Source organism: Cellulophaga sp. RHA_52 (genome assembly GCF_007827205.1).
GTDB lineage: Bacteria > Bacteroidota > Bacteroidia > Flavobacteriales > Flavobacteriaceae > Cellulophaga > Cellulophaga lytica.
This window is the reverse complement of record NZ_VIRZ01000001.1, coordinates 3,168,292-3,186,951: the sequence shown is the minus strand read 5'-3', so window position 1 is coordinate 3,186,951 and position 18,660 is coordinate 3,168,292. Positions and strand designations below refer to the sequence as shown.

Genomic DNA, 18,660 nt, shown 5'->3' with positions numbered 1-18,660 from the left:
ATTAAATGAAAAAACTTACCCTAATTCGTCACGGAAAATCCTCTTGGAATTACGATGTTTCGGACAGAGATAGGCCTCTGTTAGAACGTGGTATTAATGATGCTTATTTGGTTGCTAGCGCACTAAAAGAGCCGGTTATAGATGCTGTCTTTTCTAGTCCGGCTAATAGAGCTTTGCATACATGTAATATCTTTTTAAGAGTTTTAAATATACCTTCTAACGAGCTACGCATTTATGACGAGCTTTATGATTTTTCTGGAGAGCACGTTATCAAGTTTATAAAATCATTAGATAATAAATTGCAAAACGTTGTAATTTTTGGTCACAACCACGCTTTAACACACATTGTAAATATGTATGGTGATAAAGTAATAGATAATGTGCCTACGTCTGGATTGGTAGAGTTAAGTTTTAATATTTTAGATTGGAATGCTATTGCCAAAGGTAGTACGCAGAATGTAATATTTCCTAAACAGTTAAAGAATGATTAAGTCAAAAAATCAATACATAAATAGAGAAATTAGTTGGTTAAGCTTTAATGCACGTGTACTGCAAGAAAGCGCAGATACTAAAGTGCCTTTAATAGAAAGATTACGTTTTTTAGGTATATTCTCTAATAATTTAGATGAATTTTTTAAAGTACGTTATGCAACTGTAAAGCGTATTGTAGATGCTGGTAAAACAGGTAAAAGTGTTTTGGGAGGAGAAAAAGCAAAAGATTTATTAGAAGAAATTACCAAAATTGTAATTAAGCAGCAAACTAAAAGTTTAAAAATTCTTGGTGATATTGAAAAAGAATTAGAATCAGAAAACATATTTATCATTAACGAAAAAGAAGTTAGTAAAAGTCAGGCCGCTTTTATTAAGACTTACTTTATGGAAAAAGTTAGTCCGCGTTTAATGACTATTGTTTTAAATGATTTAAGAGAATTTCCTTTATTAAAAGATACTGCGGCTTATTTGGCCGTTAAAATGGTATTAACCAGTTTGGATGGTGCAGAAGAGGTGCCAGAAAATAAATACGCTTTAATAGAAATACCAAAAGATATAGACCGCTTTGTGGTGCTACCTAAAGAAGGTGATAAAAACTACATCATTATTTTAGATGATTTAATTAGATATTCTTTACGTCATATTTTTAATATGTTTACTTATGAGTCTATATCTGCACATATGATTAAAATAACTAGAGATGCAGAGCTAGATATAGATAACGATTTAAGTAAAAGTTTTATTGAAAAAATATCTTCAAGTGTAGAGCATCGTAAAATTAGTGATCCTGTGCGTTTTGTTTACGATAAAAGGATAGCAAAAGATACGTTGTCTTTTTTGATGGAGAAAATGGGGATTGAAGAAACTGATAGTATTATTCCTGGTGGTATTTACCATAATCGTAGGGATTATATGAAGTTTCCTAGTTTAGGACGTAAAGATCTTATGTATGATAAAATAACACCTTTATTAGTTAAGGATTTTAATTTTGAAGGCAGCATATTAGAGCAAATTGCAGAGAAAGATCATTTGCAGTATACTCCTTATCATACTTTCTCTTACATTACTAAATTTTTAAGAGAAGCAGCTTTAGATCCGCAAGTAAGAACTATAAAATTAACAGTTTATAGGCTTGCTAGTAACTCTCAGGTAGTATCTTCATTAATTAACGCTGTTAAAAATGGTAAGCAGGTAACGGTCCAGATAGAGTTGCAAGCCAGGTTTGATGAGCAAGCAAACATACAATATGCAGAACTTTTACAGGCAGAAGGAGTTAAACTTATTTTTGGTGTACCGGGCTTAAAAGTACACAGTAAAATATGTTTAATAGAAAGAGAAGAGAATGAAAAGTTAAAACGCTATGGCTTTATAAGTACCGGCAATTTTAATGAGTCTACGGCTAAAATTTATACAGATTATACACTTTTTACGGCGCATTCATCAATATTAAAAGAATTAAACAAGGTTTTTGATTTTTTTGAAACTACCTATAAAATTAATAAGTACAAACACTTAATAGTTTCTCCTCATTATACAAAAAATGCTTTTAAAGCGTTAATAGATCAAGAGATTGAAAACGCTAAAGCAGGTAAAGAAGCCTACATAAAACTTAAGATGAACAGCCTAACGTCTTATAAAATGGTAGACAAATTGTATGAGGCTAGTAATGCAGGTGTAAAAATACAGCTAATTATTAGAGGTGTTTGTTGTTTAATTCCAGGAGTAAAAGGAATGAGTGAGAATATTGAAGCCATAAGTGTTGTAGATAAGTTTTTAGAGCATACTAGGTTATTTGTATTTGGTAATAATGGTAATCCTAAAGTTTATATTTCGTCTGCAGATTGGATGACACGTAACCTTGACTTTAGAGTAGAGGTTGGTTGCCCTATTTATGATGAAGACATAAAAAAAGAATTACTAGATACGTTTGATATTTCTTGGAATGATAATTTAAAAGCTCGTATTTTTTCAGAAAAGCAAGATAATGCATACCGTAAAAATGATGCGCCTGAGTTACGATCTCAGTTTGAATTATATAATTATTACAAGAATAAATTAAGTAAATAGATTTTTTATTTTGAAGATTTTTAAGCTTGCAGCAATAGATATTGGCTCTAATGCCATAAGGCTGCTTATACATAATATTATAGAAGCTAAAGACAAGAAAACCGAATTTAGGAAAAGTTCTTTGGTTAGGGTTCCTATACGTTTAGGTGAAGATTCATTTACTGTTGGTGAAATATCTGACCGTAATGTTGAGCGTATGATAGATGCTATGAAGGCTTTTAAATTATTAATGAATGTTAATGGAGTAGAAAGTTATATGGCTTGTGCAACTTCTGCAATTAGAGAAGCTAATAATGGGTATGAGGTTATTGAAAAAATACGAGAAGAAGCTGGTGTTAATATAGAGGTTATAGATGGCAAAAAAGAAGCTGCTATTATAGCTTCTACAGATTTAAAAGAACTTATTAATAATGACCAAGCATATTTATATATAGATGTTGGTGGTGGTAGTACGGAGTTTACTGTTTTTTCTGAAGGAAAATTAATAGCATCAAAATCTTTTAAAATAGGTACTGTTAGGTTACTTAATGATATGGTTGGAGCAAAAGTATGGAGCCAACTTGAAGAATGGATAAAATTGTATACTAAGGATTTGTCTAAGGTGTCTATAATAGGTTCTGGTGGTAATATAAATAAGCTACATAAAATGTCTGGCCGAAAAATAGGAGAACCTTTATCTTATATTTGGCTTAATGCTCAGTATCATTTTTTAGAGAGTATGTCTTATGAAGATAGGGTTTCTGAATTGGGTTTAAATCAAGATAGGGCAGATGTAATTATACCAGCCACACGTGTATTTTTATCATCAGCAAAGTGGTCTGGAGCTAAAAAAATACATGTGCCTAAAATAGGCCTTTCAGATGGTATGATTAAAACTTTGTATCAGAAAAACAAAGACTCTATCTAATGTTTATCCGTGTACGTTACCAGTTGCTCCTAAGTTTTTCATTAGGGTAGCTTCATACTCAAGCAAATCTTGCCATTTTTGGTCTACTTCATCACGGTCTCCATATTGTCTAGCAAAATTTAAAAACATAGTGTAATGTCCGGCTTCGCTTACCATTAATTTTCGGTAAAACTCAGCAAGCTCTTTATCTGCTAATTCTTCAGAGAGTAGCCTAAAACGCTCACAGCTACGAGCTTCAATTAATGCAGCATATAAAAGTCTGTGTACTAATTGTGTGGTTCTACTACCTCCTTTAGGAAAAAACTTTAATAAATCTACTACATATTTGTCTTTACGGTCTCTGCCTAATGTTTTACCACGAGCAATAATTCTATCATGAACCATTTTAAAATGCCCCATTTCTTCTCTAGTTAAAGCAACCATCTCTTGTACCAACTCTGTGTACTCTGGAAAACTAACAATTAATGAAATTGCTGTTGCAGCAGCTTTTTGTTCGCAAAAAGCATGGTCCGTTAAAATGTCATCAATGTTTTTTTCTACAATATTCACCCATCTTGGGTCTGTAGGAAGTTTTAAGCCTAGCATAGCATTTGTTTAGTTTGCAAAAATAATAATATTGATTTGTATGTAAATAAAAAAGACATATTTTCTAAGGTAGAAAATATGCCTTTTAAAGGTTTTGGTTGATTAGTTATTTTAAATATAATATTTACTTTAAAAAACACTTGTTATTGTAACAGGTTACAAGAGTTGGTGTATTTGTTAAAATTATACTAAAGCTTAAATGTAACATAAATCATTCAATAATGAAATAAAATATAGAAAAAAGTAACATATTTGTACTATTTGTTAAATCGCTTAACGTGCTTTTTTTTTAGTTAAAACTCTTGTTTTTAGGTATTTAAGTGTGTTTTATTTTTGTTTATATACTTGTAGTAATTAGCTTGTGAGGTAACAGATTAAAAATAACATACTTCCCTTTTCATAAATTTACTAACTTACGGTAAATTAATAGTAACCAATTTATAACTAACTATTTTATGAAATCTATATTTTTTAAAGCTTTTATATTCTTATTTTTAAGTATTTCTTTTTTTTCTTGTGGTTTACAAAGCCCTAAAGTTCTTGTTTTTACAAAGACCGCTGGTTTTAGGCATGGTTCTATAGAAAGTGGCGTTATGGCTTTGGAAAAAATGGCTAAGGAAAAGCATTTTTTAATAGATACTACAGCAAATTCTGCAATGTTTACAGAGGCTAATTTAAAACAATACAAGGCAGTTGTGTTTTTAAATACTACAGGTGATATTTTAAATGATGAAGAGCAAAAAGCCTTTGAAAAATATATTAAATCTGGAGGTGGTTACGTGGGTATACATGCAGCTGCAGACGCAGAGTATAATTGGCCGTGGTATAACAAACTAGTTGGAGGTTATTTTAATGGGCACCCTAAGGTGCAGAAAGCTACACTACAAGTTATAGATAGTACACATTTGGCTACTAAAATGCTAAAAGGTACTTGGGAAAAAGTTGATGAATGGTACAATTACAAAGATTTAAATAGAGATGTAAATGTGTTATTAAACTTAGATGAAAAGAGTTATAACGGAGGTAGAAATGGAGATTACCATCCTATGGCTTGGTATCATGATTATGATGGTGGTAGAGCTTTTTATACAGGACTAGGACATACTAACGTAACATTTAAAAATCCTGTTTTTTTAGAACATTTATATGGTGGTCTAAAATATGCAATGGGAGAGGAGTAAGTAGAATATTTAATTGTAAAAGCGTCTAGTTTGTTAACTAGACGCTTCTTTTTTTTTAAACTTTTTTAGTTGCAATTACCTTCTTCAGGTTTTTTAACTTTAGGACAGCTTTTTATTTCACTACTTGGATAAGTAAAAAAGTCATTTAGCTCAAAATCTTCATTGGTTTTAGTAATTCTTCCTATAATTATTTCATAGCAACCTCCATCACTACCATTAGCGCAATCAGCATTAGAGCTAGCATTATTTCTAACAGCACTTATAGATGTACCTGTAACACTTTCATCATCTGGATTATAGCATTTTTCTATTAGTTCTTTTCGTTTATCACAGCTAAAATATTTATAATCTTTACCTTTAACTTGTGCTCCGTAGCCACCAGTAACTGTTACGTCTCCAATATAAGATTTACTGTCAAACGTACCTAAATTATTTACACCATTAGTATTGTTATCTAAAAAGCCAGCAGCTATTTGTACTGCATGCGTAGAGTTTGTAGCAATAACTCTTTCTACATCTACTCGTCCTTGATCTACTCTATGTGGAGAAAAGTTCATAGCGGCATCGCCATTTTTTACAGTAATATCTCTAACAACAATATCGTCTACAGTTTTTTCGTTAAACATATTTGTTTTTGCAGCACCAGTTTCTACTCTCATTGTAATACCGCCTTCACCACTTATATTTTTACATAAAATACTTCTGCCGGTTTGCATTTGTATAACTCCATAACCAACATGCATATTAGTCATAAAAACATTTTTTATAACACCTTTTGTAGATACTTCATTTGTTTTTGAACTAGCAGGTAGGTTTAAAACAATATTTGAAAACTTAGATAAGCTGTCTGTTAGCGTTATGCCAGATAATTTGAAATTTTTCACATTACCAAATTCCACTAATTTAACACCACCATATTCTCCATTAGGAATATTAGACTGAAACCAGGTGCTTCTGTCAGTGTTATCTTCGTCTAAGTTTGTAATTGAAACATTTTCTAAATAGAAGTCTTCACCAACAACAAAAATGGTTATGTTTTTGTTTTTAATGTTTCCTCTTAAATCGGGCTCTATTATAGCTTCAGGATCTATTTTTAAGTGTATATTAGATCTAAGTATAATATCTCTTAAGCAGTAATTCCCTTTTGGAATTCTAATAACGCCGCCACCATCATTAGATAATGATTCTATTTCATTATTTAATATACCACTATCTAATGGATTGCAATTACCATTTAAGGTTGCTACAAGTTCTTTATTTGCAATTTTATCTATATAAAAACGTTCTTCGTTATCTGTTAATCTATCATTTGTAGTTTGACCTACGTAAACAAGAGGATCGTTATTTGATATTGGGTCTTCTTTTTCATTGGTGTCATCATCCTTATTAGAGCATGATGTTATTATATTAATTGCTAATAATATAAAAATAATTGACTTAAAATTGTTTTTCTTCATTTGTGTATTTTTAATTTTTCGCAAATTAAAAACAGTACTAATAGCAATTTGTTTCTATTAGTTTATTAGATGTATTTTGTAAGTAAAAAACTATTAATTATTAAGTGTAACTGTTTGTTTTAGAGGAGTTATTGCGTTGTCCCTAGTTTGATTATAATAATCGTTTCATAGCAAAAATAAGTCAATTACTATTAAATACTTAAATCAAATTCTTGTCTTAGTAAGTCTATGACAGGATTTTTTTCTCTTAGTTTTTGGTATTTTTCTTCAGGTGTAAATGCAAACTTTTTTACAGCTTCTTCATTAACTGTAATTTCTAGCGTTATAAAGTAGTTGTTAAGCTCTTTTTTTAAGTATTCCATAAGGTCGTACTTTTCACGTTCAACCTCTTTTTTCATAGTGTCATTAGCTAATTGTATGCTAATTGTAGTTCTGTCTTTTAAAACAGGTGTGTCACTATTTAAGTTAGACGCTAAAATACGCTGACCTTGAGCTTCTATTTTATCAACAAATTTGTTCCATAATTCCTGTAGCCTTTCAACTTCAAAATCATCATTAGGTAATGTACTTTCGTCTACAACTACATCTACTTTGTTTAATTTATGTTGTTCTTTTGCTTTTAAGCTAGATAATGATAAACCAGAAACTCTTTTAGGAGTATTAATGTTTAACTTTTTTATAGCAGGTGTAGCAGTTACTTCTTTAGTAACTGTTTTTGCAGCAACTATAGGTTTAGTAGGGGTTGCAATAGTAGAGTTGTCTGTGTAGACAGGAACAGTTTCTTTTGCTTCTTCGTTATTAGTTTTACTAGCGCTGGGTTTGGTGTTTGCAGCAGTATTACTAGTTTTAGGTTTGCTTTCTCTAAAATGAGATGCAGGTACTAGTGTAATTATTTGGTTACTTAATGCTAGAGATTCAGGATTTTTTTTTTCTCCATCATAAGTGATAGAGGCTAATTTCATTAAGGCAAGTTCTATTAACAAGCGCTGATTTTTACTTGTTTTGTAGTTTAAATCTGCGGTATTGGCAATATCTATGGCTTTAAGTAAAAAAGCATTATTTGTTTGTTGTGCTTGTTCTTGATAGCGTTTTTTTGCTTCATCACCAACCTCTAATAAATTTACGGTGTTTGGATGTTTGCATACCATTAAATCTCTAAAATGAGACGCTAGACCAATTATAAAATGGTGGCCATCAAAACCTTTACTAAGTGTTGTGTTAAATAGTATTAGTAAAGACGGTATGTCATTTTGTAAAATATGGTCTGTTGCTTCAAAATAAGTATCGTAATCTAATACATTTAAGTTTTCTGTTACGGCTTTTCTGGTTAATTGTTTTCCAGAAAAACTAACAACTCTATCAAAAATAGACAAGGCGTCTCTCATTGCGCCATCTGCCTTTTGGGCAATAATATGCAATGCATCATCATCTGCCTCTATGCCTTGGTTTTCTGCTATGTATTTTAAATATTCTGCAGCGTCTTTTACCGTAATTCGTTTAAAATCAAATATCTGGCAACGAGACAAAATAGTAGGTATAATTTTGTGCTTTTCTGTAGTAGCTAAAATAAAAATAGCGTGTTTTGGCGGCTCTTCTAATGTTTTTAAAAATGCATTAAAGGCAGCCTGAGATAACATATGTACCTCATCTATAATATAAACCTTGTATTTACCTACTTGTGGTGGTATACGTACTTGATCTATTAAACTTCTAATACCATCTACAGAGTTATTAGAGGCAGCATCTAGTTCAAAAATATTAAAAGCAAAATCTTCTTCAGGGTTTTCTTCTCCGTCAGAATTTATCATTTTTGCTAAAATACGTGCACAAGTAGTTTTACCAACACCTCTAGGGCCAGTAAACAACAAAGCTTGTGCTAAATGGTTGTTTTGTATGGCGTTTAAAAGAGTATTTGTAATAGCTTGTTGCCCTACAACATCTTTAAATGTTTGTGGTCTGTATTTTCTAGCTGATACTACAAATGGTTCCAATTACTATGCTTTTTTTAGTGAACTAAAGTTATATTACAAATATAAAAATACGGGTTCATTTTACCTTATTTTTTGCAAAGATATAGTACTTACTTATCAACAATTAAATTACCTTTGCCGCGAGCAGGTTACTCTATCGCTTTGCAAACTTGTTTTGTAAAGAGGAAAGTCCGGACACCATAGTGTAGCATAGCGGGTAATTCCCGTCCGTTGTAAAACGAGGACAAGTGCAGCAGAAAGTATGTACAGGTAATGCTGTAGTGAAACCAGGTAAACTCTATGCGGTGCAACGTCATGTAAATTAGCGTTATAAGGGTACACGCCCAAGCTAAAGGGTAGGCGGTTTGAGCTTTTAGGTAACTAAAAGCCTAGATAAATGATAGAGGAGCTACTTGTTAGCTTTACAGAATCCGGCTTATGACCTGCTCTTTTTTATTCTTCTTTGATTTCTTTTTCAAAAAAGCTAAAAACACTTCCTCCGTACCTTTTTTGGTAAGAAAAGTTAGGTAAATCATCTAATTTAGTGTGTTTAGAATGTTCTACAATTAACAAGCCATTATCAGTAAGCAAGTCGTTTTTGAAAACTAACTCTGGTATTTTTGCAAAATCTTCTGTAGAAAAATCATAAGGAGGGTCTGCAAAAACAATTGTAGATTTTATAGCTGTACGCTCTAAATACTTAAAAACATCACTTTTAATTGTAGATATGTTTACCTCTAAATCTTTAGCGGTTTGATTTATGAATTTTACGCAACCATAATCTGCATCAACACAAATAATATTCTCGGTTCCGCGTGAAGCAAATTCATAACTAATATTACCTGTTCCAGCAAAAAGATCTAAAACGCTTATATCCTCAAAATAATAATGGTTATTTAAAATATTAAATAAGGCTTCTTTAGCCATATCTGTAGTGGGTCTAACAGGTAATTTTTTAGGTGCTGTTAGTCTTTTACTTTTAAATTTTCCTGATATTATGCGCATTATAGGGCGTTTAGAACGGTAAAGTCTATATTTTTTTTTGTGTAATCTCCTAGTTGAAAAGTGCTATTATCTGGTGCATACACACAAATATTTTTAAAATGATTATAGCAGTTTTTGTAAATAGTACCATCTTCTTCTATGTCTCCAAATAGTCTAATTAAAACAGTTTCATTATTTAACTTTAATTGTTCGCAAGTAAAAAGTAAATAATATAAAAAGTCTTCTGTTGTTAGGTATTCAAAACTATTAAAAAGGAGTAATTTTTTCTTGTCTATTATAACAATATCCATTTGTTTTTCTGATGCATATACATAACAAGTAATTTCGTTATTGGTATTTGCATTAAGTAATGATGATGTTATTATAGAAGAACTGTGTTTGTATGTAAAGTCTCCAAACAGGTCATAAATGTAATTGTTAATGTTAACTAGGGGAACAAAAACATTTACAATATCAAAGTTTGTTATTTCATCATTAGCAATTAAATCTGTTGCTAAAACTTTGGTATTGTATTTTAAATAATTGTGTGCTTCTTCTTCTACAAACAAAGGTTTAGGCACAAAACAAAACAAAGTATTTCTGTGCGTAGCAATCACTTCTGTATAAGATTCACTTGTAATGTTATGTTCTTTAAACATACCAACAAGTTCTTTCTCAAGCTCTAAAGGATCTAGTTCTGTATCAAAAACTTTTCTTTTAGATAGTAACACTGTATTGTCTAGAGTATCAACAACACAAAAAGAAAGTCCATTCAAACTAATTTGAATGGACAATTTTTTATAATTAGATGTAGTATCTAAAGTATTATTTTTTTGTTTTTCTGTCATAAATTGGAGGCCAGTTACCGCTAGTACTTACATCATTTAAGTCACCAACTATAATTTCATCATAATTTATTTCTTCAACACTATTTAAAGCATTTTCTCTGTCTCTTAAATCTTTAGGTTGATCATATAAAACAACATCTTTTTTTACAGAAGCTTTAAATACAGAAACTTTTTTACCTCCTTTTTCAATAGTAGCAGTTTTCATATCAAATTCTGCTTTACCATCTTTAGAAAAAGGCACATATTTTAATGTTTTGTATCTGTCATCATTCTTAAATAAAGAATCCTTAACAGGTATAATATTTAAAGTATCTACAATTTTTACGTCTCTTTGTAAATCAATACCAAAGTCTTTGTCATACTCCATATAAGAAGAGTCTCTTTGTTGTATAATGTAGTAATTTCCGTTTTCTACAAACTTCACTAAAGCATTAAAGTTAGGAGCAAATTTACCAGTGGCAGATTTATGAGCTTCTTGTATGTCTCTAATATCTTTTAAAGAGTTAATTACAGCTTGGAAGCGCTCTTGTTTTACTTTTTTAAATTCTATAGGACCATTTACAGATTGGTATATCATGTATCCAAAAAAGATAGCTGCTAACCAAAGAACAATTTTAATTACGGTTTTCATTAGTATACTGTTGTTTTTATTTAGTGGTTTGACACAAATCTACAATTTTTTTTTAATCACAAAAGTATTTCAGCTTAAATTTCATCATTATCTTTGAAGACTTATGAATCTACCTACCTCTACATCATTCTTTAAAATATTAAAAGAGAAATTTCCTTTTGAGCCTACTTTAAAGCAACTCATTACTTTAGAGAAGCTTTCTCAGTTTTTAGTGTCTAAAAATAAAGATGATCTTTTTCTTTTAAAAGGTTATGCCGGTACAGGAAAAACAACAATTATTGGAACTATAGTTACAAATTTGTGGAATATTAAAATGAAAGCTGTGCTTTTGGCTCCTACTGGTAGAGCCGCAAAGGTTATGTCTAACTACTCAAATACAAAGGCATTAACTATTCATAAAAAAATATATTTTCCTAAAAAACAAAGCGGTGGAGGTATACAATTTACCTTGGCACCTAATAAACATACAAATACTGTTTTTGTGGTAGATGAGGCTTCTATGATACCAGATGCACCATCTGATTCTAAGCTGTTTGAAAATGGGTCTTTACTAGATGATTTAATGTCTTATGTATATTCTGGTAAAAATTGCAAACTGGTTTTAATTGGAGATACAGCTCAGTTACCACCGGTTAAACTAGATATTAGCCCGGCTTTAGATGAAGACAGACTATCCTTAAATTATAATAAAGATGTTACTAAGGTAGAGTTGGATGAAGTAATGAGACAGGCAGAAGACTCGGGTATTTTAATGAATGCAACTAATTTAAGAGAGCAGTTGCACGGTAGTTTTTTTGAAGATTTTAAGTTTGATGTTAATCCGTACAAAGACATTGTGCGTTTAATAGAAGGTAATGATATTTTAGAAGCTATTGAAGATTCTTATGCACAAAACGGAAAAGAAGAAACAGCTTTTATTGTACGCTCTAACAAACGTGCCAATTTGTATAATGCCAATATTAGAAATCGTATTTTGTATTTAGAAAATGTAATTTCTACAGGAGATTATATGATGGTGGTAAAAAATAATTATTTTTGGATTAAGCCAACTACAGAGGCGGGTTTTATAGCAAACGGTGACATTTTAGAGATTTTAGAAATTTTTGCTATTAAAGAATTATACGGTTTTAAGTTTGCAGAAGTAAACGTTAAAATGGTAGATTATCCAAATATGCCTGCTTTTGAAACTGTTTTACTTTTAGATACTATAGATGCAGAAACGCCGTCTTTACCTTATGAGGAAAGTAACAGGTTGTACCAAGAGGTAATGTTAGATTATGCAGATGAAACTTCTAAATACAAAAAGTTTTTAAAGGTTAAAAACAACAAATACTTTAACGCATTACAAGTAAAGTTTTCTTATGCTATAACGTGCCATAAAAGTCAGGGTGGACAATGGGATACCGTTTTTGTAGAGCAACCCTATTTGCCTAATGGTATAGATAAAGATTACCTACGTTGGTTGTACACTGCAGTTACAAGAGCTAAAAAACAACTGTATTTAATAGGATTTAAGAACGATTTTTTTCTTGATTGGGAATAGTCTATTTTTGGTACAATATATGTGTATAACTAACCAAATAGTTACTTTATTAAAGTAATTTAAACACATAAAACCATTACAAATGACAACAGAAACCATTATTAGTATTTTATTAGGTATAGGCTTAGCAACATCTGTTGGCTTTAGAGTCTTTTTGCCTTTATTTGCATTAAGTTTAGCATCATATTTTGGCGCTTGGGAGTTAAATGAAAGTTGGGTCTGGATAGGTAGTTTACCAGCACTAATAGTTTTAGGAGTAGCAACATTGGTAGAAATTTTTGCTTATTTTATCCCTTGGGTAGATAATTTACTAGATTCTGCAGCCATACCCTTGGCTGCAATTGCAGGTACCGCAGTTATGGTATCTACAGTAGCTAATTTAGATCCGGTAATTACCTGGTCTTTAGCAATTATTGCTGGTGGTGGTACAGCCAGCGCCATAAAAGGTACTTCTGCAGCAACTAGGTTAACCTCTACCGCTACAACTGGTGGTTTGGCAAATCCTGTTGTTGCAACCGTAGAAACTGGTACTGCTGTAGTAGTGTCTACAGCAACCATAATAGCCCCTGTAATTGGTGCTGTTTTGGTGGTTATAATATTAACATTAATTTTTAGGATGTACAAAAAATTAATGCCTAAACGAAAAAAATAGAAAAAGAGATACATGAAGATTATTGCAATGATTCCTGCACGTTATGCAGCATCTAGATTTCCTGGTAAACTAATGCAAAATTTAGCAGGTAAGCCCGTAATTGTTAGAACATATGAAACCGCTGTAAAAACAAATTTATTTGATGATGTTTTTGTGGTTACAGATAGTGACACTATTTACAAGACAATAACAGAGGCTGGTGGTAAGGCTATAATGAGTATTAAAGAACACGAGTGTGGTAGTGACCGTATAGCAGAGGCTGTAGAAAATATGGACGTAGATATAGTTTTTAATATTCAGGGTGATGAGCCTTTTACACCTAAAGAAGGGTTAGAGGAATTATTATCTGTATTTAAAAACGATGATAAAAAAGAAATAGATCTTGCTACAATTATGTCTGAAATGACAGATGAAAATGAAATTAAAGATCCTAATTATGTAAAAGTTATAGTAGATAACAGAAATTTTGCATTGTACTTTTCTCGTTCGCCAATTCCTTACCCTAGAGAAAAAAATGTTGGACTAAAATATTACGAGCATAAAGGTGTTTATGCCTTTAGAAAAGATGCTCTTATGGATTTTTACAATCTGCCAATGTTACCTTTAGAGGCATCAGAAAAAATAGAGTGTATTCGCTATTTGGAGTACGGCAAAAAAATTAAAATGATTGTAGATAATACATCTGGTATAGAGATAGATACACCAGAAGATTTAGAAAGAGCACAGGCAGAATGGAAGTAGATTTTAAAAATATAAAAGTTATTGGTTTTGATGCAGACGATACACTTTGGGTTAATGAAACCTATTTTAGAGAAGCAGAAGAAACCTTTGCTAAATTGTTAGAAGGGTACGAGACAAAAAATAAAATTGACCAGGAATTATTTAAAATGGAAATGCAAAATTTAGGCCGTTACGGGTACGGTATTAAAGCATTTGTATTATCTATGGTAGAGTCGGCCTTAGAACTATCTAACAACAAAGTAAGCAATACAGTTATTGCTAAAATTTTAAACATTGGCAAACAAATGATAGACCAACCTGTTGAGTTATTACCAGGTGTAGAGTCTGTTTTACAAAAGCTTCAGTCTAAGTACAGATTAATAGTTTTAACTAAAGGAGATTTACTAGATCAAGAACAAAAACTAGAAAAATCTGGATTAAAAAAATACTTTCATCACGTAGAAGTTTTAAGTGATAAAAAGGAAGAAAATTACAAAAACCTGTTAGATCATCTTCAAATTAAAACATCAGAGTTTGTAATGCTAGGCAACTCATTAAAATCTGATGTATTACCAATTGTAAAGCTGGGTGCACAGGCTGTACATATTCCTTTTCATACAACTTGGGTGCATGAAACCGTATCTAAAGAAGAAGAGGAATCTAATTCGTTTTTAACCTTAAATAAAATTGAAGATATTTTAGAGTACTTAAAATAACATTATTTTAGAAAAAGAAATTCATAAAACAAGATAGGTTTGCTTAAATTTGCCCTATCATACATAACAGATATAATACTATGACAACATATAGAAACTTCCCAATGGTACCTAGAGTAATTTTTGGGAACGGTAGTTTTAGCCAAATAGGAGACATTTTAAAGTTAAAACGTAAAAGTGCAAATGCACCTTTTATTTTTTTAATTGATGATGTTTTTAAAGGAAAAGAATTAGCTACCAGAATACCTTTGGTAGAGAATGATAAAACTATATTTGTTTCATCAGAATTTGAACCAAAAACATACCAAGTAGATGCTTTAGTAGAACAAATTAAGGCAGAGTATAATGAGTTGCCTTCTGGTATTATTGGTATTGGTGGTGGTACATTATTAGATATGGCTAAAGCTGTAGCAATAATGTTAACTAACCCAGGTAGTTCTGCAGAATACCAAGGCTGGGATTTGGTTAAAAATCCAGCAATTTATCACGTAGGTGTACCTACAATTAGTGGTACAGGTGCAGAAGTGTCTAGAACTACAGTGTTATTAGGTCCAGAACGTAAATTAGGTATAAACTCAGATTATACTCCTTTTGATCAGGTAGTTTTAGACCCAGATTTAACACAGGGTGTACCAAAAGATCAGTGGTTTTATACAGGTATGGATTGTTACATACACTGTGTAGAGTCTTTAGAAGGTACTTTTTTAAATGCATTTAGTCAAAGTTATGGCGAAAAAGCTATGGAACTTTGTAATGATGTGTATTTAAAAGATATTCCAGAAGACGAGTCTAGAGATAAATTAATGATGGCATCTTGGCACGGAGGTATGAGTATTGCTTACTCACAAGTAGGTGTTGCGCATGCATTAAGTTATGGTTTATCTTATTTATTGGGCGTAAAACACGGTATAGGAAACTGTTTAGTGTTTAACCATTTAGAAGAGTTTTACCCAGAAGGTGTAAAATTGTTTTATAAAATGATGGATAAACACAATATTACTTTGCCTACAGGTATTTGTAAAGATTTAACTGAAGAAGAGTTTACAACAATGATAAATGTTGCTTTAAGCTTAGAACCACTTTGGGAAAATGCATTAGGTAAAGATTGGAAAAAAACTGCAACTCCAGAAAAATTAAGATCTATCTACGCAAAAATATAATAGACTTTATATAATTTTAAAAAAGCCGAAAGTGTACATACGCTTTCGGCTTTTTTTGTAGTAATTTTATAAATAACTATAAATAAAATAAAATGTACGCTATAATAGGTGCTGGTATAGGAGGTTTAACAACGGCTTTGGCTTTTGAAAAGTTAAATATACCATATCATTTGTATGAAAAAGCTGAAGATATTAATGCTATTGGAGCAGGAATATGGTTGGCTCCAAACGCGTTAAAAGTGTATGAGTGGTTGGGTATCTTAGACCAGGTAAAAAACGCAGGTAATTCTATAGACCGTATAACAATTGCAACGGCAGATTTACAAACACTTACAGATAGTAAACAAGATGAAGCAAAGGAAGAGTACGGGTATTCTACCGTTGCCATACATAGGGCAGAATTGCAAAAAGTATTGGCTAACAATGTAGCTAGTTCTAATATTAGCTGGGGAAAAGGTTTAAAGAGTTACACAGAAACTAAAGAAGGTGTAGAACTTCAGTTTTTAGATGCCACAACAACTATTGCAAATTACCTAATTGGTGCAGATGGTATAAACTCTGTAGTACGTAAACAACTTTTTCCTAAAAGTAAAATTAGGTATAGCGGACAAACGTGTTGGCGTGGAGTAACAAATTTTAAATTGCCAGAAGATTATAATCATCGTGGTATAGAAATGTGGGGTAAGCAAACCAGATTTGGAATATCTAAACTATCTGCGGATAAAACATCATGGTTTGCAGTAGCTAAGAGCAAACCTTTTTTAACAGATAATAAAGAAACTTTAAAGGAAGACTTGCTTAATGAGTATAAAAAATATGCAAATGTGGTTACAGATTTAATTGCAAATACCAATATAGATGCTATACTTAGAAATGATATTATAGACCTTAAACCAATAAAAAAATGGCATACAAATAGAGTTTGTTTGTTGGGTGATGCAGGCCATGCTACAACACCAAATATGGGACAAGGAGGAGCCCAAGCTATAGAAGATGCTTATTTTTTATCTAAAATTATTGCAACAAATACTACAGATAGTCCTTTTAAAGAATTTCAGAAGGTAAGGTATAAAAAAGTAAACTCTATTGTAAACCAGTCTTGGATTACGGGTAAAGTTGCACATTTAGGTTTTGGTTCTAAAATTAGGAATATGGTATTTAAAAACCTTCCTAAATCTTTAATTGATAAAAAAATGCATTTTGTTTACAGATTAGATAACGAGTAACGTATTTTTGCTGTACAAAAGTTATAAATTTTTAATGAAATAGAGAGATGATGCATGCGATAGCTAAATTTATATATTTTAAAATAATGGGATGGACTTTAAATGGGGCCTTTCCTAAGATAGATAAATGTGTTGTAATAGTTGTACCGCACACAAGTAACTTAGATTTTTTTCTAGGCTTACTCATTAGAAGAGTTCTTAATGAAGAGTTTAATTTTGTTGGTAAAAAAAGCTTATTTAAGTGGCCTTTTGGCTGGTATTTTAGGTGGCAAGGTGGTATGCCAATAGATCGTACAAAAAGCAATAACTTTGTAGATGCTTGTACAGATTTAATAAAAAATACTACTAAAATACATTTAACGCTAGCTCCAGAAGGTACACGTAGTAAAGTATCTAAATGGAAAACTGGTTTTTATTACATTGCAAAACAAGCACATGTACCCGTGGTTATGGTGGCTTTTGATTATGGTAAAAAAGAAGTAAAAATTTCTGAAGCTTTGAGTACTACCAGTAATACAGAATTAGACTTTAAAACTTACGAAGCTTTTTTTAAAGGAGTTGAAGGAAGAGTTAAAAGAAATATGTAATTATATAGAAGTATAAATAACAAAGCCCTTAAAGAAAATTTAAGGGCTTTGTTTGTTTCTATTTTTATGTAAAAAATTATTCCTTCATAGAGTGGTAAACGTTTTGCACGTCATCATCCTCTTCTAATTTTTCTAATAATTTTTCTACTTCGGCAACGTGTTCTTCATTTTCTAGTTCTTTAGTAACCTGTGGTATACGTTCAAAACCAGATGATAATATTTCAATACCTCTAGATTCTAATTCTTTTTGTAAAGCACCAAAGCTTTCAAAAGGAGCATAAATTAAAATACCATCATCATCTACAAATACTTCTTCGGCTCCAAAGTCTATCAATTCTAATTCTAGCTCTTCTGGGTCTATACCCTCTGCTGGAATTCTAAAATTGCAAGTATGGTCAAACATAAATTCTACAGAACCAGAAGTTCCTAAGCTACCGTTACATTTGTTAAAATAACTACGTACATTGGCTACTGTTCTTGTATTGTTATCTGTAGCAGTTTCTACTAAAATTGCAATACCGTGTGGAGCATACCCTTCAAAAAGAACTTCTTTAAAGTCGCCTAAACTTTTGTCTGACGCTCTTTTAATTGCACGTTCTACATTATCTTTAGGCATATTTACAGACTTTGCGTTCTGAATAACAGCTCTTAAACGTGCATTAGAGTCAGGATCTGGTCCGCCTTCTTTAACAGCCATTACTATGTCTTTACCTATACGAGTAAATGCTTTAGACATTGCAGACCAACGCTTCATTTTACGTGCCTTTCTAAACTCAAACGCTCTTCCCATAAATTAAAATGCTATAAAAATTAGTATAAAGGCAAATTTAATAAAAATTAAGACCGTAGCAAATGATGGTTAGTGTTTTAGCTAACTATTTTAGTTTTAGTAAAAAAAAAAGAGAGTTACTTTTAGGTAACTCTCTTTTTTTAA

General features: G+C 31.3%; 18 protein-coding genes and 1 other RNA gene. 12 read left to right on the top strand and 7 right to left on the bottom strand.

Features of this window, described 5'->3' with window-relative positions; all coding sequences use genetic code 11:
- The first annotated feature begins 5 nt into the window (after positions 1 to 5).
- Genes JM80_RS14065 through JM80_RS14055 form a run of 3 tightly spaced genes read left to right on the top strand, consistent with a single transcriptional unit; the run spans position 6 to position 3,466 of the window.
- A complete protein-coding gene (locus tag JM80_RS14065; protein ID WP_013622126.1) occupies positions 6 to 491 on the top strand; it encodes a histidine phosphatase family protein in 486 nt (161 codons plus the stop codon).
- The gene (ppk1, locus tag JM80_RS14060) at positions 484 to 2,559 is read left to right on the top strand and encodes a polyphosphate kinase 1 (RefSeq protein ID WP_013622127.1); all 2,076 of its coding nucleotides are present in this window, start codon (positions 484 to 486) and stop codon (positions 2,557 to 2,559) included. The genes JM80_RS14065 and ppk1 overlap by 8 nt, the downstream gene beginning before the upstream one ends.
- Before the next feature lie 10 nt (positions 2,560 to 2,569).
- Positions 2,570 to 3,466, top strand: coding sequence for a Ppx/GppA phosphatase family protein (locus tag JM80_RS14055; RefSeq protein ID WP_013622128.1), 897 nt, complete (start codon positions 2,570 to 2,572; stop codon positions 3,464 to 3,466).
- 3 nt (positions 3,467 to 3,469) lie between these two features.
- Here JM80_RS14055 and JM80_RS14050 read toward each other — a convergent pair whose 3' ends face one another.
- Entirely contained in the window at positions 3,470 to 4,051 is a 582-nt protein-coding gene (locus JM80_RS14050; protein ID WP_013622129.1) for a tRNA-(ms[2]io[6]A)-hydroxylase, read from the bottom strand.
- Positions 4,052 to 4,506: 455 nt separating this feature from the next.
- Here JM80_RS14050 and JM80_RS14045 point away from each other — a divergent pair, with 455 nt between their 5' ends.
- Positions 4,507 to 5,232: a ThuA domain-containing protein gene (locus JM80_RS14045; protein ID WP_144710666.1), complete on the top strand. Its 726-nt coding sequence runs from the start codon at positions 4,507 to 4,509 to the stop codon at positions 5,230 to 5,232.
- Between the two features lie 65 nt (positions 5,233 to 5,297).
- On the opposite strand, the gene JM80_RS14040 is transcribed toward JM80_RS14045, so the two are convergent.
- Positions 5,298 to 6,689: a hypothetical protein gene (locus tag JM80_RS14040; RefSeq protein ID WP_144710663.1), complete on the bottom strand. Its 1,392-nt coding sequence runs from the start codon at positions 6,687 to 6,689 to the stop codon at positions 5,298 to 5,300.
- A gap of 191 nt (positions 6,690 to 6,880) precedes the next feature.
- On the bottom strand, positions 6,881 to 8,680 hold the full coding sequence (locus JM80_RS14035; RefSeq protein ID WP_144710661.1) for a DNA polymerase III subunit gamma/tau: 1,800 nt from the start codon (positions 8,678 to 8,680) through the stop codon (positions 6,881 to 6,883).
- A 120-nt stretch (positions 8,681 to 8,800) separates the two neighbouring features.
- Here JM80_RS14035 and rnpB point away from each other — a divergent pair.
- Positions 8,801 to 9,113: RNase P RNA component class A (rnpB, locus tag JM80_RS14030), an RNA gene on the top strand.
- Here the strand turns inward: rnpB and JM80_RS14025 are convergent.
- From JM80_RS14025 to JM80_RS14015, 3 genes are read right to left on the bottom strand one after another with little or no spacing between them, the layout of a single operon-like run.
- Positions 9,113 to 9,664 carry an RsmD family RNA methyltransferase gene (locus JM80_RS14025; RefSeq protein WP_013622133.1) on the bottom strand — a complete coding sequence of 184 codons (552 nt, stop codon included), beginning with the start codon at positions 9,662 to 9,664 and terminating at the stop codon, positions 9,113 to 9,115. The two genes, rnpB and JM80_RS14025, sit on opposite strands and share 1 nt — an antisense overlap.
- Positions 9,664 to 10,491 carry a DUF3822 family protein gene (locus JM80_RS14020; protein ID WP_013622134.1) on the bottom strand — a complete coding sequence of 276 codons (828 nt, stop codon included), beginning with the start codon at positions 10,489 to 10,491 and terminating at the stop codon, positions 9,664 to 9,666. Before JM80_RS14020 ends, JM80_RS14025 begins: the two co-directional genes overlap by 1 nt.
- Entirely contained in the window at positions 10,469 to 11,122 is a 654-nt protein-coding gene (locus tag JM80_RS14015) for a hypothetical protein (RefSeq protein WP_013622135.1), read from the bottom strand. Before JM80_RS14015 ends, JM80_RS14020 begins: the two co-directional genes overlap by 23 nt.
- A gap of 103 nt (positions 11,123 to 11,225) precedes the next feature.
- On the opposite strand from JM80_RS14015, the gene JM80_RS14010 reads away from it, so the two are divergent.
- From JM80_RS14010 to JM80_RS13980, 7 genes are all read left to right on the top strand, one after another.
- On the top strand, positions 11,226 to 12,665 hold the full coding sequence (locus JM80_RS14010; protein WP_034644359.1) for an ATP-dependent RecD-like DNA helicase: 1,440 nt from the start codon (positions 11,226 to 11,228) through the stop codon (positions 12,663 to 12,665).
- 82 nt (positions 12,666 to 12,747) lie between these two features.
- Entirely contained in the window at positions 12,748 to 13,317 is a 570-nt protein-coding gene (locus tag JM80_RS14005; RefSeq protein ID WP_144710659.1) for a DUF4126 domain-containing protein, read from the top strand.
- 12 nt (positions 13,318 to 13,329) lie between these two features.
- Positions 13,330 to 14,058 (top strand): 3-deoxy-manno-octulosonate cytidylyltransferase, encoded by a 729-nt coding sequence (kdsB, locus tag JM80_RS14000; RefSeq protein WP_013622138.1) that lies wholly within the window; start codon positions 13,330 to 13,332, stop codon positions 14,056 to 14,058.
- Positions 14,049 to 14,753: an HAD family hydrolase gene (locus JM80_RS13995; RefSeq protein WP_089119234.1), complete on the top strand. Its 705-nt coding sequence runs from the start codon at positions 14,049 to 14,051 to the stop codon at positions 14,751 to 14,753. The genes kdsB and JM80_RS13995 overlap by 10 nt, the downstream gene beginning before the upstream one ends.
- Positions 14,754 to 14,833: 80 nt before the next feature.
- Positions 14,834 to 15,913 (top strand): iron-containing alcohol dehydrogenase family protein, encoded by a 1,080-nt coding sequence (locus tag JM80_RS13990; RefSeq protein WP_144710657.1) that lies wholly within the window; start codon positions 14,834 to 14,836, stop codon positions 15,911 to 15,913.
- A 92-nt stretch (positions 15,914 to 16,005) separates the two neighbouring features.
- Positions 16,006 to 17,139, top strand: a complete 1,134-nt coding sequence (locus tag JM80_RS13985) for an FAD-dependent monooxygenase (RefSeq protein ID WP_144710655.1) — start codon at positions 16,006 to 16,008, stop codon at positions 17,137 to 17,139.
- A 50-nt stretch (positions 17,140 to 17,189) separates the two neighbouring features.
- The gene (locus tag JM80_RS13980) at positions 17,190 to 17,726 is read left to right on the top strand and encodes a 1-acyl-sn-glycerol-3-phosphate acyltransferase (RefSeq protein ID WP_034644485.1); all 537 of its coding nucleotides are present in this window, start codon (positions 17,190 to 17,192) and stop codon (positions 17,724 to 17,726) included.
- A gap of 76 nt (positions 17,727 to 17,802) precedes the next feature.
- Here the strand turns inward: JM80_RS13980 and JM80_RS13975 are convergent, their stop codons facing one another.
- Positions 17,803 to 18,516, bottom strand: a complete 714-nt coding sequence (locus tag JM80_RS13975; protein ID WP_013622143.1) for a YebC/PmpR family DNA-binding transcriptional regulator — start codon at positions 18,514 to 18,516, stop codon at positions 17,803 to 17,805.
- Between the last annotated feature and the right edge of the window lie 144 nt (positions 18,517 to 18,660).